The organism is Achromobacter sp. GbtcB20, from assembly GCF_019091095.1.
Taxonomy (GTDB): Bacteria; Pseudomonadota; Gammaproteobacteria; order Burkholderiales; family Burkholderiaceae_B; genus Achromobacter; species Achromobacter mucicolens.
This window is the reverse complement of sequence record NZ_JAGXJZ010000906.1, coordinates 1-236: the sequence shown is the minus strand read 5'-3', so window position 1 is coordinate 236 and position 236 is coordinate 1. Positions and strand designations below refer to the sequence as shown.

The 236-nt window shown below is 66.5% G+C and carries 1 pseudogene; it reads left to right on the top strand.

What is annotated here, in order from left to right:
- Positions 1-236, top strand: a pseudogene (locus KVT32_RS31585) (benzoate 1,2-dioxygenase large subunit); the annotation flags it as partial.

Here is a 236-nt window from a genome sequence, read left to right as displayed (position 1 = left end):
CTGATGGACCAGTTCGGGTCGCAGATCCGCCTGCTGCGTCCGATCTCGGTCGACAGGACCGAGGTGACGATCTACTGCATCGCGCCGAAGGGCGAGTCCGACGAGGCGCGCGCCCGCCGCAACCGCCAGTTCGAGGACTTCTTCAACGTCAGCGGCATGGCCACGCCCGACGACCTGGAGGAATTCCGTGCCTGCCAGGCAGGCTACGCGGGAAGCGCCATGCCCTGGAACGACAT